Here is a 14351-nt window from a genome sequence, read left to right on the forward strand (position 1 = left end):
AGGGACGGCCCCGGGAAATACGAAGCATGTGTGGCTTCTCCCGGCTATTCACAGGTGAAAGTTTCGACGGAAAGCTTGAACCGCGCCCGGTTCCACGCTTCCATGGGCCATGTTCAGGACGTTTCGAGGCGGCCAGAGCGGGGGCTGGCGGGTGACCTCGGTCGCACCCGTGACCGGCGAGCCCCTGCCCTTCGTACCGGCGCTGTCGGTGACCGACAGCGAGGCCGTCTCGTTGCCGCTGGTGCCCTCGCGCAATGCGTGGCGGCTGGTCGGCGTCGCCAGCAGCCTGCGCTACACCGAGCGGGCGGAGAAGCAGCAGCTCACAGCCGTGCAGGCGGGGCTCGGCCGACCTGAGGCAACCTCTGCGGCGCTGATCCCGATCCGCAAATCGGCGGCCTGGTGGGAGCTGACGCAGGAAGAGCGCCGCAAGATCTTCGAGGACAGATCGCACCACATTGCGAGCAGCATGCGCTACCTGCCCGCCATCGCGCGCCAGCTCTATCATTGCCGCGACCTCGGCGAGCCCTTCGACTTCCTCACCTGGTTCGAATTCGCGCCCGCACACGCCTCGCTGTTCGAGGAGCTGGTCGCGATGCTGAGGCGGACCGAGGAATGGAGTTACGTCGAGCACGAAGTCGACGTGCGCGTGGTGAAGGAAGTGCTGTCGGCTTAGTGCTGCAGAAAGCGCCCGGACTCGATATGCGGCAGGCCGGTGACGGGCCAGTTGTAGACATAGGTCCAGGCCTTCTCGATGGCGCCGTCGGCGCGCGTCACGTCGACCAGCCGGCGCAGATATTCGGTCGGCTCGGGAAAGCCCTCGCCGCACGCCTCGTACATGTCGAGCTCGCCCAGCAGCTCGTCCGGCACGCGCATCTGAAAGAGCTCGCCGTGGACGATGTCGGATACTGCCTCCGACAGCAGCAATCCCGGATAATGCTTGACCAGAACGAGCCGGCCGCGGCAGGTCGCTTCGCCCAAAAAATCCGCATGCCCTGCCAGCAGCCGCGCCATCGGATGGTCGAAGCCGCGCATCAGGGTGCCGTAGACGAAGAGGCGATCGGAGGTCATGCTGTTCTAACGTTGCGACGTCGGTGCAATATCGTTACTCCGTTTACACAAATTATCGTTTCAGAGGCAATGAGGATGGACCAGCGTACGGCCGAGGCGACCGATCAACTGCTCGGCGCCGACGACATTCCGCCCGTGCACGAGGTGAATGCGGAAGGACGATCGCCCTTCCTGCTCACCTCGGATCATTACGGGCGGGTGCTGCCCCGCGCGCTCGGCGATCTCGGCGTCGCCCAAAGCGAGCTGGTCAGGCACATCGGCTGGGACATCGGCATCGCCGGCGTCGCCGAGCGGCTGGCACAAATGCTGGATGCGCATCTGATCGCGCAGCGTTATTCGCGGCTCGTGATCGACTGCAACCGTCCGCCCGAAGCGGCAAGTTCGATCCCGGTCATCTCCGAAGCCACCGCGATCCCGGGCAACGAAGGGATTTCGCAATGGGAGCGCGAGGCGCGGCGACGCGAGATCTTCCTGCCCTATCATGATCGCATCGCTGCCGCGATCGACGGCCGCGTGCATGCCAAGCGGCCGACCGTGCTGGTGTCGCTGCACAGTTTCACGCCTGTCTATGCCGGCGTCGCGCGCCCCTGGCACATCGGCGCGCTCTACAATCGCGACACCGTGCTGCCGCAGCTGCTGCTGAAGCATCTGCGCGGCGAAGGCGACCTCGTCGTCGGCGACAACGAGCCCTATGCGGTGAACGACCTCACCGACTACACCATTCCCGTCCACGGCGAGGCCCGCGGCCTCGTCAACACCGGCATCGAGATTCGGCAGGATCTCATCGCGGACCACACGGGCCAGCAGCAATGGGCCGAGCGGCTGGCAAGGATTTTCGCGGAGATCGAGGCGGAGCTGCGGGCCGGTTAGCCGCCGCGCGTTGCGACGAACAGCGCCAGCGCAGCGAAGATCGCGGCAATGCCCCACAGCACGTAGGCCATGCGGCCGTCGCCGCGCGCGTCGAGCGTTGCTTCCGCCGGATTGTCGGGATTGACGCGAACGTCGACGACGGCGCCGTCCTGGTAGCGCGACATCAGCTTCTTCAGCATTGCGTCGGAAGCGTCAGGCGTTTCGGCTGCGACGCGGGCGCATTCGTTGGTGTAGCTGATGTTCTGATAGCGATAGGTGTAGGTCACGCGCTTGCCGAACATCTCGAGGCCGCGTGCCTCGCCGGGCTGGCTCGCCTCGTGATACTCCTCGATTGCGGACAGCTTGATCGTGCCCGGCACGACCGGCCAGCGCGTCGCCATCGAGGCCTGCCGCCGCACCGCCCAGGCCATCAGCGCGATCACGAGACCGAACGCGCCGAAGGCGACGACGAGGCCGGCAAGATCCGGACGGCCAATGTGGTGCGCGAGATATTGATAGCTCTGGTTCAGCCCGAAGACCGAGCCGAAGATGATCGCGAGCACGATCGCCGAGCCGACGCCGAGGCAGCCCCACAACCCCTTCGGCAGGTCGCGCTCCAGCACCGCCTGATCCGGATGTTTCGGATTGTAGTAGACGGTGACGATGCTGCCGGCGGGATATTTCGCCAGCTTCTCGGCGACCTGGAAATTGCCGAGGTCCTCGCCGATCGAGATGCGATTGCAGCGCAGCTTGCGGCCGCCGACGGAATATTCGTAAGTGACATTCGCGAAATTGCGGTTCTCCGTGCGATAGCCGTCCTCGCGGTCGTCGTCGGACACCTTGACCTCGCGCACCTCGGCCACCGACGTGATGACCTTGCCCGCGGCCTGCGGCCAACTTCGTGCCTCGCGCACCTGCCAGGTCTTGACGATGGCGGCAATCAGGATGAGCGCGAGCGGCGCAAGCAGCATCGCGTAAACCAGCGGCGGTAAATTCGGCACGTCAAAACCCTTCGGCAGCGGCAAATGCCCGATTGGACGCTTTGCCGCCGCGAAGGGTTCAAGCCGAACCGGCTGGGAGCAGGATTATTTCGCCCTTGTCAGCGCCAGCCAGATGCCGCCGCCGATCATGAAGCCGCCGGAGATGCGGGACATCATCCGGGTGCGGCGGGCCGAGAAGAATTTTCGCGCGCGGCCTGCGGCGATGGCGTAGAGCGCGTCCGTCATCACGGCGGTGACCATGAAGGTCGCACCCAAGAGCGCAACTTGCGGGAAGTGCGGCTGATTCATGTCCATGAATTGCGGGATGAAGGCGCCGAAGAACACCAGCACTTTCGGGTTCGACAGCAGCACCAAAAACCCTTGCAGGAAGAACCCGCCGCGCGGCGGCGGAGGCGGTGTGTCGACCGAGACGCCCTCGACCGGCGCCCAGATCAGCTTGATGCCGAGCCAGACGAGGTAAGCGGCGCCGGCAAAGCGCACCCAGTCGAACCAATAGCCCATGGTCGCCATCAGCGAGGTCAGGCCGATCGCGACGATGCCGATGACGATGGCAAGCCCGGCTTGCGCACCGGCCACGTTGGTGAGCGCTGCCCGCGTGCCGTGGCGCAGGCCGTTGGCGATGACGAGAGTGACGATCGGCCCCGGCAGCAGCGCCAGCGCAATGCAGGCGGCGAGGAAGGCGAGATAGGCTTGCATGGACATCATGGGAGGGACTCGGTCTCAGGGCGATCTGGATGTATTAATACATGGCGCGGGCGGGAACGGAAGCTCGCTCATCCATTCTTCGGCAAGCCCGCAGCCGCGCGCGCCGCTCCGGTCAGCTCGAGGATATGCAGGCCGGTATTGGCGCGGTCGACGATGTAGATGTAGCCGCGGTCGTCGGTCTCCACATTGTTGGTCTGGATCGCGACCTTGCAGCGCTCGCCGCCTTCGATCGGGATGCAGCGCTTGTCGGTCGCGGCCGTGATCGACGGAATGAAATGGCCGACCTCCTTGGGATGATAGGGATCGCGGATGTCGAGCGCGCGCACGCCGGCATTGAAGAAGGCGATGAAGGCCATCTTCTTGTAATAGACCGGCGCCGTGCTCTCGTTCGAGGAGTGCGCGCCGAAGCGGCCGCCGCGCTGGCAGAACTGGCCGCTCGCCTCCGGCACGGTGTAGCTCGAGATCATCATCGGCCGCGTCTCGGTGGTGACGTCGGCAAACCACACCATCTGCCGGGCCTCGCCGCATTCGTTGAGGATCGCTTCATTCAGGATCATGACGATGTCGCGGGTCTTGCCGTCCTTGTCCTCGGCAAATTCGGCGATGGGCATGTCGAGCATCGGGAACGTGGTGTGCGCGCCGTTGAAGGCGGACATCGGCAGGCGCGAAATCTCGGGATAGCGCAGATTGTCCGGCGTCGGCTGCTTCGGCCCGTTCAGGAGCTTGTCGCGGTCGACGATCTGCAAGATGCCGCCCTTGTTGGTGCCGTAGCCGAAATAGACGCGGTTGCCGTCGGGCCCGGTCGAGATCGGTCCGTGCAGCTCGGTCGGTACCGCGCCAGTCGAGCCGGGCTCCTGACCCGGCAGGCCGAAATCGCGGATCTTCTGCGGACGCGCGGGATCGGAGAGATCGTAGACTTGCGTCATACGGCGGGTGCGCCAGTCCGGCGCGCCCGAGACGAGATAGGCGATGCCGGTGTCGCACTCCCACCAGCTCTTGTGCGTGTCCTTCAGGCCGCCAATGCGCGTGATGAGCACCGGACTCGCGGGATCGCTGACGTTCCAGATCTCATGCGCCTCGCTGCCGAAAGTCCTGAGCATGTAGACCGCGTTGGGATCGCCCTTTGGCAACGCCTTGCCGTCGCAGACCCGCACCATCTGCGCGCCGCCGGATTCGTACCTGCCCTCCTGCCCCGGCAGATGCCGCAGATACCTAGGCCGTGCGGGATCGGTGACGTCGACGATCGAGGTTCCGTTCGGCTCGGCCTTGCCCGTCATCGGGTTGACGGGCGCGGGCACGTCGTCGGTGCCGCCGTGATGGCCGATATAGGCGATCCAGCGATCGCCCTGGTGATGGATGGTCGGCTGATAGGCGCTGCGGGCCTGCAGGTCGCTGGTGCCGACGAGCTTCATGTTGGACGCTTCGGGCGGCGCGCCGATGGTTTGCTTCTGCGCGTGAGCGGCGGTGCTGCCAACGAAAAGAACAAGGGCGGCAGCAAGTGACACGCGACGGAGCATGAAGGTCCTCCCGGAACCAATCTGCGTTGGCTGAGCCTTGACGCTAACACAGCCGAATGCGTGTGCCCAACACACCATCTTGACATGCAACCATTTGGTTGCCTATTATCGCTGCCATGGATGAGGTCTTCAAAGCGCTCGCCGATGCTTCGCGACGCTCGCTCTTGGACCGGCTTCACACCAGGAACGGCCAGACGCTGAACGAGCTCTGCGAGGGTCTGGCCATGACGCGGCAGGCCGTCACCAAGCACCTTGTCATTCTCGAAGAAGCCAACCTCGTCACCACCATCAAACACGGCCGCGAGAAGCTGCACTACCTCAACCCGGTGCCCATCCATCAGATCGGCGAGCGCTGGATCAAGAAATTCGAGCGCGGCAGGCTCGCCGCACTCGGCGAGTTGAAACGGCAGTTGGAGAAGCGCGATGAGTAAGCCGGAATTCGTCTATGTCACCTACATCGAAACCACGCCGGAGAAGCTGTGGGAGGCGCTGACGTCAAGCGCATTCACCAGGCAATACTGGTTCGGCGCCGAGGTTCGCTCCGACTGGAAGCTCGGGTCGCCCTTCGCGCTTCTGCTCGACGGCGAGGTCACCGATTCCGGCGAGATCCTGGAATCCGATCCACCGCGGCGATTGTCCTACAGCTTCAAGCACCACAAGTTCGAGGAGCTGCGCAGCGAGCCGGTCTCGCGCGTCGTGTTCACCATCGAACCGTTCGGCTCGCTCGTGCGTTTGACCGTGTTGCATGACGGCTTCGTCGAGGGCGGCAAATATCTCGGCGCCGTCTCCAACGGCTGGCCCGCGATCCTGTCCGGGCTCAAGAGCTTGCTGGAGCGAGGCCAGGTGCTCGCCATCCCGCGCACGGCGCTCAACAAGGGATTCGACGCAAAATGAAGCTCGATCAATTCAAGCCGCTCACGGTCTACACCATCTATATCGCCTCCACGCCCGAGAAGGTGTGGGAGGCGCTGACCTCGGCGGAGTTCAGCCGAAAGTATTTCTCCGGCTTTGCGGTCGAGATGGAGCCGAAGCTCGGCGGCCGTTTCATCGTGCGCGCGCCCGACGGCTCCGAGCACATCCGAGGCGAGGTGTTCGAATACGATCCGCCGAACAAGCTCACGGTGAGTTGGAACGTCAATTGGCCCGACCTCGTGGAAAAGCTCGGCTCCACGCTCGTCACCTACGAGATCGAGACAGCCGGGGAGGCCGTCCGCCTCACCATGAGCGAACGCCACGACCGCGCGCTCAACGACGACATCCTTTCCGGCGGCCGCACCGGCTGGCCGGCGATCCTCTCCGGATTGAAGAGCCTGCTGGAGACAGGCAAGGCGCCGCAGATCAAGATGTCACCGCCGGCGAAGATGCTGGAAGCGCTGAAGGCGATGGGGATCAAGACGCCGTAGGTGCGGAGTCATTCCGGGGCGCGCGTAGCGCGAGCCCGGAATCCATCTCGCAGCAGGGTTGGTGGATGAATGGATTCCGGGCTCGCCCTTCGGGCGCCCCGGAATGACGACTAGGCGGGCACAGGCGCCACCAGCCGCCGGTAGAGATGCCACGTCGCGTGGCCGAGCACCGGCAACGTCACGATCAGTCCGAGAAAATAGGGCAGCGCCGAGACGATCAGAAGCATCACGATCACGGCGGCCCACGAGATCATCGGCAGCGGGCTCGTCACCACCGCGCGCACGCTCGTCACCATCGCCGTGACGAAATCGACCTCACGGTCGAGCAGCAGCGGAAACGACACCACGGTCAGCGAGAACAGGATCAGCGACAGCACGGCGCCGACGACGTTGCCGATGCCGAGAAACAGCAGGCCCTCGTTGGTCGTGAGCACGACCGTCATGAATTCCTGCAGGCTGGAGAAGGAGGCGTTGAGGCCGAGCAGCAGTGCGATCAGGAGCCGCACCTGGTACATCCAGACCACGAACACGAACAGCGTGACGAATGCCATCCAGCCGATCTCGCTGCGCGAGCGCACGGCGGACCAGATCGCGCCGAAGGAAACCGGCTCGCCGCGCTCGCGGCGGCGGCTGACCTCGTAGAGGCCGATCGCCACGAACGGCCCGATCAGCGCGAAGCCTGCCGCCAGGGGATAAACCAGATAGACCATGCCGTAGGCGGTGAGGCACAGCATGATGGCGATGCCGCCGGCGGCATAGAGCGCGCCGAAGCAGAGGCCGTAAAGCGGCAGCGCCTGGAAATCGCGTAGGCCCTCGACCAGCGCCTCGGCGATATCGGTCGCCGCGACCGGACGGACCACCGGATCGACCTTGCCCGAGATGGACATCAGCTTCCTCCACAGATCGGCGCGATCTTGCGTCGCGCGCGGATTGACCACGATAGTAACGCCGCCGCGCGCGGGCGCAACTCGATGCCGGATATTGGACAAGAGCGACGACGACGCCTCTTGGCGGTCGCGAGGCGGCTCGAATTCTTTAATGTTCTGTGCGATTTTCGAGCGAATTCCTGTGGACTGGGCAGACGATAGTCAGCAAGTTTTACCTTCGAACATACACACGCGATGACCAGAGCGGACCGCCCCACCGATGAGCCTGCGTACCCGGTTACTGATCCTCGTCATCGCGGCCATGCTGGTGCCGGCGAGCCTCGTCGGGCTGCGCTTCGTGCAGAACAGGTCCAGCGAAATCAACGCGGCCTTGGCCAATCTGGCCGCATCCGCCGACGACATCGCCAGCGATCTCGACGAGAAGATCCAGGGCACCGCTCAGCTTCATTATGGTCTCGCCCGCGCCCGGGACCTCGACACGCGGGACAAGGCGGCGTGCTCGGCGTTCCTGTCGGACGTCCGCGAGGAATATCCGCAGTTCACGGGCATCCTGACCATCGATCCCGACGGCCACCTGTTCTGTGACTCGCTGCGGACCAACCGCACGCTCGACCTGAACGACCGCGGCTATTTCAAAGAGGTCAAGAATCTTCAAGGGGTCGTCGCAGTCGAGCCGGTGTTCGGCCGCCTCACCGGACTGTCGGTGCTCCAGATCGCCTACCCCGTGCGAACGGATGGGGGCGCGCTCAAGTTCGTGTTGCTCGCGTCCTTCAACCTGAACAAATTCGCGGAGTTTCACGACAAGCGCCTGCTCGCCGAGAAGGACATCCTGCTCGTCGACGCCAAGGGTACGGTGCTGGCCGCCCCCAAGGGCGGCGGCTGGAGCGTGCCCGTCGGCGGGTCCATTGCGGGCTCCGACCTGTTCCGCTTCGCGGCCGTGCCCGATGGCGAGCCATTTCGGGAGGTCACCGACCGCGAAGGCCGCACCCAGATCTGGGGCGTCTCCCGCTCGCCCTCGATCCGCAAGGCTGGCCTCACCATCCTGGTCGGACGATCCAAGGACGAATTGGTCGCGGCGGCCAACCGCCGGCTTTACGAGGACATGGCGATTCTCGCGGTGGCCTCGCTGCTGCTGCTCGCCGGCTTATGGATTCTCACGACCGTGAGCATCGGGCGACAGGTCAGGCGGCTCGCCGTCATGGCCAAGAGACTCGGGCGCGGCGATCTCAGCGCGCGCATTCCCGAGCCCCATCCGGGCGGTGAGCTCGGCGGATTGATGACGCTGCTCAACAGCACGGCCGAGTCGCTCGAGCAGCAGCGCGCCGCGATCGCCGATCTCAGCCACAAGCTCAGCCAATCCCAGAAGATGGAAGCCATGGGCCAGCTCACCGGAGGCGTGGCGCATGATTTCAACAATCTGTTGACCGTCATTCTCGGCAATTCGGAGCATCTTGCCGACAGGCTGGCGGGAAACAAGGAATTGCACCGGATCGCCGGCGACATCGCGACCGCCGCCGAGCGCGGTTCCGACCTGACCAAGAGCCTGCTCGCCTTCGCGCGCAAGCAGCCGCTCCGGCCGCGAGAGATCGACATTGCCGAGAAGGTTCTCGGCATGGAGCAGCTCTTGCGTCGAACCCTGGGCGAGCACATCGAGTGCCGCTTCGCGTTCGAACCGGATCTGTGGCCGGCCAGCGTCGATCCCGGCCAGCTGACGACGGCCGTGCTCAACCTGGTGCTCAACGCGCGCGACGCGATGCCGGACGGCGGCAAGCTGACGGTCGAGATCCATAACAGCTCACTCGGTGAATCCGACCTCGATGTCAACGGCGAGCCGCGGCCCGGCGACTACGTCATGGTCGCCGTGACCGATACCGGCAGCGGCATGAGCTCCGAAGTGGCGAGCCGCGCCTTCGAGCCTTTCTTCACGACCAAGGAAGTCGGCAAGGGGACCGGCCTCGGCCTCAGCATGGTCTACGGCTTTGCACAGCAATCCGGCGGGCTCGTGCAGATGCAGTCCGAACCGGGACGAGGCAGCGTCGTCAAACTGTTCTTTCCCCGTCTCGCAACGCCGCCGAGCGCGGATCCGCCGCTGGCGGCGCAAACCGTCACACAGGCCGGACACGAGACCATTCTCCTCGTCGAAGACGACGACATGGTGCGAGCCTATGTCGAGAACGAGCTCATGGCGCTCGGCTACCGGGTCGTCGCGACGTCGAACGGCCCTGCAGCGCTGAACGTACTGCGCCAGCCCGGCGACATCCAGTTGCTGTTCACCGACGTCGTGATGCCCGGCGGCATGTTCGGGCCTGAGCTGGCGAGACAAGCATGCGAGCTGCGCCCCGGGCTCAAGGTGCTCTTCACCTCCGGCTATAGCCAGGATCCCGTGAGGACACCCGACGGGATCGGCGAGGCCCGCATTCTGACCAAGCCGTTCCGGCGCAAGGATCTTGCCGCCATGCTGCGGGCCGCGCTCTCGGAACCGTCGCGCTAGATCGCGAGCTGAAGCGCCACGGCGAGATTGGCCGCGAACAGGCCCGCGTCGATGACGAAGATCCGGAGCATCGGACCTTTCAGCACCGGCCAGTAGGCGACTCCGACCCGGCCGCCGCGCATCAGCACGGGGACGTTGTAGACGAATTGGCTGAAATGGCAGGCGGAGAAAAACAGCAACAGCGCGAGCTGCGCCTCGACCGGCTGGAAGAAGGCTGGACGCGCGGCCAGCAGATAGAGCGACAACAGCCCGATCGGCAGGTTCATTCCACCAAGGAACGCAACGCTGGCCGCCAGCGTCGGCGCGATCGGATTGCTGCGCTCTTCCCGCGGCAGCAGGATCTTCAGCGTGTTGGTTTGCGCGATGCTGAACTGGATGAAGGCGCCGACGAACCAGAGCGTGTTGAGAAGCAGGACGATATCCGTTGGGCGCATGGTCATTTCCCGTAGAAGGCTTCGCTGCGAACGACGCGGCCGGCATCGTCGAAATCCATGAACTCGCTGGCGCGGGTGTCGCCGAGCTGCCACCACACGACCAGCCGCGCGATCGTATCGTCCCAGCTCCAGCTCAGGATCTTGAGGTCGGCGCTTTCGATGTGGCCATAGGCTTTCCGCCAATAGGCGCGGATGTTCTCGGCGCCGGTCACGACCGGAGAACCGGTCAGCGTCAACGCCAGAGGACTGCGCATCTGCGCGTTCTCGGCAAAATGCGCCACAACGGCGTCGATATCGACCTTGCGCCAGCTCGCGCACCATGTCGCGACAAAGGGTTCCGCGGCCGCACGATTCATTGCCTGTCCGCTCATGACACGGCCCTCCCCTCGCTCATTAGCGAGGAAAGTGGCAAAGCTGGCTGCTCATGTCAACTAGATTGACTTGAGAATGTGTCAGTTGTGGTCGGCGATCGCCTCCATGACGGCCATCCATGCCGCCGCACCCGAGACCCCGGCGCGATCGAAGGCCTGGCGCATGACGTTGCGTTCGTGGTCGGAGGCGCGCTGCTCGATGCGCTGCCCGGCGGCAGTCAGGCGCAGCAATTTCGAGCGATGCTGCTCGGGCGAGCGCTTCGAGGTCACGAGCTTGCGCTCGAGCAGCAGATTCAGCGGCCGGCTCAAGGCTTGTTTGGAGATGCCGAGAACCTCGAGCAGCGCGCCGATCGCGATATCGGGCCGGCGCGCCACCACGTAGAGGATGCGATGATGCGGGCGCGACAGGCCCTGCTTCGCAAGATAGGCGTCGGCCTCCAGCGTCATGCCGCGCCAGCCGTAATACATCAGCTCGAGCGCCGCATCGAGATCGTGCAGCTTGTCGAGCGAGGCGCGGTGAAGCCCCGCGGCTTGAGAAGTCTTTGCCATTGTCGGACGTCAGCCCTTGAAAGAAGTCAGCCTTTGGCCCGCAGCTCGCGCCGCAGCACCTTGCCCGTCGCCGTCATCGGCAGCGTCTCGGCGAATGCGACGAAGCGCGGATATTCGTGGGCGGCCAGCTGCACCTTGACGAACTCCTGAATCTCGCGTGCCAGCACATCGCTGCCCGTGAAGCCGGGGCGCAGCACGATCCAGGCCTTGATGGATTCGGTGCGGATCGGATCGGGGATGCCGACCACGGCGGCCATGGCCACCGAGGGATGCTTCATCAGCGTGTGCTCGATCTCGGACGGGCCGACGCGATAGCCGGCGGTGGTGATAACGTCGTCCTCGCGGCTGACGTACCAGAAATAGCCGTCTTCGTCCTGCACGCCGAGATCGCCGGTGAGCAGGAACTCGCCGGCATATTTCTTCGCTGTCGCTTCCGGATTGCGCCAATATTCGAGCATGGTGACAGGGCACGGCTGGCGCACGCCGATGATGCCGCGCTGGCCACGCGGCAATTCCTCGCCCTTGTCGTTGACGATACGGACGTCGAAGCCCGGCGTTGCCTTGCCCATCGAACCCGGGCGGATCGGAAACAGATTGGAGTTGCTGCCGATCACGAGATTGCACTCGGTCTGGCCGAACACCTCATGCGCGTCGATGCCGAAAGTCTCGCGCACCCAGCCGAGCAGTTCGCCGCCGAGCGATTCACCGCCGGTGAAGATGCTGCGCAGCTTGACGCCTGGATGCTTCACGCCGGCCTGCCGCATCAGCTTCAGCGCGGTCGGCGGCAGGAAGACGTTGCGGATTCCGAGATCGGCCATCATCTGCATCGCCGCCTGCGGCTCGAATTTTCGCGCGCGGTGGCCGACCAGCGGGATGCCGTGGTACCAGAACGCGAGCAGGCCGTTGACGAGGCCGCCGATCCAGGCCCAGTCCGCCGGCGTCCACATGAGGTCGCCGGGCCTGGGCAGGAAGTTGTGACATATCTCGACATTCGGCAGATGGCCGAGCACGACGCGGTGCGCATGCAGCGCGCCCTTCGGATTGCCTGTCGTGCCCGAGGTGTAAATGATCAGCGCGGGATCGTCGCACGAGGTGTCCACGCGCGCGAAGTCGGGTGACGCGGCCTTCACCGCGTCCCAGAACGATGTCGTGCCCGACGGCGCGCGGCCGCCGACGACATAGACCATCTTCAGTTGCGGCAGGCGATCGCGGATCTTGGCGAGCTTCTCCCAACCGCCCTCGTCGGTGATGATGGCCTTGGCCTCGGAGTTCGACAGGCGGAATTCCAGTGCGTCCTCGCCGAACAGCGCGAACAGCGGGATCGAGATCATCCCGGAGCGGAACGCCGCCATATGCGCGATCGGCAATTCCAGCGATTGCGACAGGAACACCGCGACGCGGTCGCCGCGCGCAAGTCCATCCGCCTTCAGCACATTGGCAAAGCGGCGCGACATCTCAGCGACCTCGTCGAAGGAGGTGCGGCTGGTCGCACCATTCTCGTCGACATAGATCAGCGCGAGCCGGCCCGTGCCGTCAGCATGGCGGTCGCAGCACGCCTCCGCCATGTTGAAGCGGTCGGGGATGTCCCAGCGGAAATTGCGGACGAGTTCGTCGTAGGTCTTGGCTTCGGTCAGCATGGGCTTGGTTCGTTTCCGTGCTCTTGCCGTCATGGCCGGGCTTGTCCCGGCCATCCACGTTCTTCTTGTCTCGTCTCCAGTCTAAGGCCGTGGATGCCCGGGACAAGCCCGGGCATGACGATGGAGGTCGTTCACCGCACCGTCGCGAAGAACTTGCGGACATCGCGCACGAATAGCTCCGGCTGCTCGAACGCCGCAAAGTGGCCGCCCTTCTCCATCTCGCTCCAATGCATGATGTTGGGAAAGTTCGGCTCCATCCAGCGCCGCACCGGCGTGATGATCTCCTTGGGGAAGGCGGCCACGCCCGTCGGCACCTTGACGACAGGCGTGGTGCGGCGCTTGCCAAAACTTTCCCAGTAGAGCCGCGCCGAAGAGGTCGCCGTCTCCGTCGCCCAATAGAGCATGACGTTGTCGAGCAGTTCGTCCTTGCTGAAGATGTTCTCGGGGTGGCCGTTGCAATCGGTCCAGGCCCAGAATTTTTCCAGGATCCAGGCCGCCTGCCCGCTCGGCGAATCCGTCAGGCCATAGCCGAGCGTCTGCGGCCGCGTCGACTGCTGCTTGGAATAGCCGGAGTCGAGATCGACATAATGCTTGAGGCCGGCGAGCGCCCGCTTCTCCTCCGCCGTCGGCTCGCCCTCGATGCGCGGCGGCGAGTTGAAGGACAGGGTGATGTGGATGCCGGCGCAATGCGCCGGGTCCTGCGCGCCGAGCGACGTCGTCACCGCCGAACCCCAGTCGCCGCCTTGCGCACCGTAGCTGGCATAGCCGAGCCGCTCCATCAGCTTCGCCCAAGTCGCGGCGATGCGGTCGACGCCCCAGCCGGTGGTTTTCGGCTTGGCGGAGAAGCCGAAGCCCGGCAGCGAGGGACAGATCACGTGAAATGCATCGGCGGGACTGCCGCCATGCGCGGCGGGATCGGTCAGCGGCGCGATCACTTTCTGGAATTCCACGATCGAGCCCGGCCAGCCATGGGTGATGATCAGCGGCAGCGCGTTCGGCTCCTTCGAGCGGGCGTGGATGAAGTGGATGTCGAGCCCGTCGATCTCGGTGGTGAACTGTTCGAAGCGGTTGAGCTTGGCCTCGCGCGCCCGCCAGTCGTACTCGTTCGCCCAGTAGGCACAGACCTCCTGGATCCACTTCAGCGGCGCGCCCTGGCTCCAGTCGTCGACCAGCTCCGCCTCCGGCCAGCGCGTGCGCGCAAGACGCGATTTGAGGTCGGCGAGGATGTCGTCGCTGATGGCGATGCGGAACGGTTTGACGGCGGTCATCGGTTGCCTCCCGATTGTTTCTGTCGGTAAGAGTAGACCGGACTGGCGCAGCATCAAAGGTGCCCATCCTCCCCTGGAGGGGGAGGATCGGCTCGCATGGAGCGAAGCGCAATGCGAACCGAGGTGGGGTGACAGTCTCTCCAAGGAAGCGCCGCCCGAGTGGCGAGATCA

At 64.8% G+C, this 14351-nt stretch carries 16 protein-coding genes; 6 read left to right on the forward strand and 10 right to left on the reverse strand.

Translation table 11 applies throughout. From position 1 onward, the window contains the following. Positions 1–109 precede the first annotated feature (109 nt). On the forward strand, positions 110–673 hold the full coding sequence (locus tag SE92_RS18020; protein WP_063197095.1) for a chlorite dismutase family protein: 564 nt from the start codon (positions 110–112) through the stop codon (positions 671–673). On the opposite strand, the gene SE92_RS18025 is transcribed toward SE92_RS18020, so the two are convergent. Next, positions 670–1068 carry a gamma-glutamylcyclotransferase family protein gene (locus SE92_RS18025; protein WP_063197097.1) on the reverse strand — a complete coding sequence of 133 codons (399 nt, stop codon included), beginning with the start codon at positions 1066–1068 and terminating at the stop codon, positions 670–672. The two genes, SE92_RS18020 and SE92_RS18025, sit on opposite strands and share 4 nt — an antisense overlap. A gap of 75 nt (positions 1069–1143) precedes the next feature. Here SE92_RS18025 and SE92_RS18030 point away from each other — a divergent pair, with 75 nt between their 5' ends. Continuing rightward, positions 1144–1938, forward strand: coding sequence for an N-formylglutamate amidohydrolase (locus SE92_RS18030; protein ID WP_502686765.1), 795 nt, complete (start codon positions 1144–1146; stop codon positions 1936–1938). Here the strand turns inward: SE92_RS18030 and SE92_RS18035 are convergent. The 3 genes from SE92_RS18035 to SE92_RS18045 form a co-directional block, all read right to left on the reverse strand. Further along, positions 1935–2918, reverse strand: a complete 984-nt coding sequence (locus SE92_RS18035; RefSeq protein WP_063203608.1) for a DUF3592 domain-containing protein — start codon at positions 2916–2918, stop codon at positions 1935–1937. The genes SE92_RS18030 and SE92_RS18035 overlap by 4 nt on opposite strands. An 84-nt stretch (positions 2919–3002) precedes the next feature. After that, positions 3003–3623: a LysE family translocator gene (locus tag SE92_RS18040; protein WP_084251841.1), complete on the reverse strand. Its 621-nt coding sequence runs from the start codon at positions 3621–3623 to the stop codon at positions 3003–3005. A 68-nt stretch (positions 3624–3691) separates the two neighbouring features. Beyond that, positions 3692–5140, reverse strand: coding sequence for an LVIVD repeat-containing protein (locus SE92_RS18045; RefSeq protein ID WP_063197101.1), 1449 nt, complete (start codon positions 5138–5140; stop codon positions 3692–3694). A gap of 116 nt (positions 5141–5256) precedes the next feature. On the opposite strand from SE92_RS18045, the gene SE92_RS18050 reads away from it, so the two are divergent. From SE92_RS18050 to SE92_RS18060, 3 genes are read left to right on the forward strand one after another with little or no spacing between them, the layout of a single operon-like run. Then, the gene (locus SE92_RS18050) at positions 5257–5571 is read left to right on the forward strand and encodes an ArsR/SmtB family transcription factor (RefSeq protein WP_063197103.1); all 315 of its coding nucleotides are present in this window, start codon (positions 5257–5259) and stop codon (positions 5569–5571) included. After that, positions 5564–6034: an SRPBCC family protein gene (locus SE92_RS18055; RefSeq protein WP_063197105.1), complete on the forward strand. Its 471-nt coding sequence runs from the start codon at positions 5564–5566 to the stop codon at positions 6032–6034. The genes SE92_RS18050 and SE92_RS18055 overlap by 8 nt, the downstream gene beginning before the upstream one ends. Next, a complete protein-coding gene (locus SE92_RS18060; protein ID WP_063197107.1) occupies positions 6031–6543 on the forward strand; it encodes an SRPBCC family protein in 513 nt (170 codons plus the stop codon). The genes SE92_RS18055 and SE92_RS18060 overlap by 4 nt, the downstream gene beginning before the upstream one ends. 110 nt (positions 6544–6653) lie before the next feature. Here SE92_RS18060 and SE92_RS18065 read toward each other — a convergent pair whose 3' ends face one another. Further along, positions 6654–7430 carry a DUF2189 domain-containing protein gene (locus tag SE92_RS18065; protein ID WP_063203610.1) on the reverse strand — a complete coding sequence of 259 codons (777 nt, stop codon included), beginning with the start codon at positions 7428–7430 and terminating at the stop codon, positions 6654–6656. Positions 7431–7689: 259 nt separating this feature from the next. Between SE92_RS18065 and SE92_RS18070 the strand changes: the two genes are divergently transcribed. After that, complete coding sequence (locus SE92_RS18070) at positions 7690–9921, forward strand: ATP-binding protein (protein ID WP_063197109.1); 2232 nt, start codon at positions 7690–7692, stop codon at positions 9919–9921. On the opposite strand, the gene SE92_RS18075 is transcribed toward SE92_RS18070, so the two are convergent. From SE92_RS18075 to SE92_RS18095, 5 genes are all read right to left on the reverse strand, one after another. Beyond that, a complete protein-coding gene (locus tag SE92_RS18075; RefSeq protein ID WP_063197111.1) occupies positions 9918–10355 on the reverse strand; it encodes a hypothetical protein in 438 nt (145 codons plus the stop codon). The two genes, SE92_RS18070 and SE92_RS18075, sit on opposite strands and share 4 nt — an antisense overlap. Before the next feature lie 2 nt (positions 10356–10357). Then, entirely contained in the window at positions 10358–10726 is a 369-nt protein-coding gene (locus tag SE92_RS18080; RefSeq protein ID WP_063197113.1) for a nuclear transport factor 2 family protein, read from the reverse strand. Between the two features lie 81 nt (positions 10727–10807). Then, positions 10808–11275, reverse strand: coding sequence for a MarR family winged helix-turn-helix transcriptional regulator (locus SE92_RS18085; RefSeq protein WP_063197115.1), 468 nt, complete (start codon positions 11273–11275; stop codon positions 10808–10810). A 26-nt stretch (positions 11276–11301) separates the two neighbouring features. Beyond that, the gene (locus SE92_RS18090; protein ID WP_063197117.1) at positions 11302–12912 is read right to left on the reverse strand and encodes an acyl-CoA synthetase; all 1611 of its coding nucleotides are present in this window, start codon (positions 12910–12912) and stop codon (positions 11302–11304) included. A gap of 131 nt (positions 12913–13043) precedes the next feature. After that, positions 13044–14180 (reverse strand): epoxide hydrolase family protein, encoded by a 1137-nt coding sequence (locus SE92_RS18095; RefSeq protein WP_063197119.1) that lies wholly within the window; start codon positions 14178–14180, stop codon positions 13044–13046. Positions 14181–14351 lie beyond the last annotated feature (171 nt).

Source organism: Bradyrhizobium sp. AT1 (genome assembly GCF_001590795.1).
GTDB lineage: Bacteria > Pseudomonadota > Alphaproteobacteria > Rhizobiales > Xanthobacteraceae > Bradyrhizobium.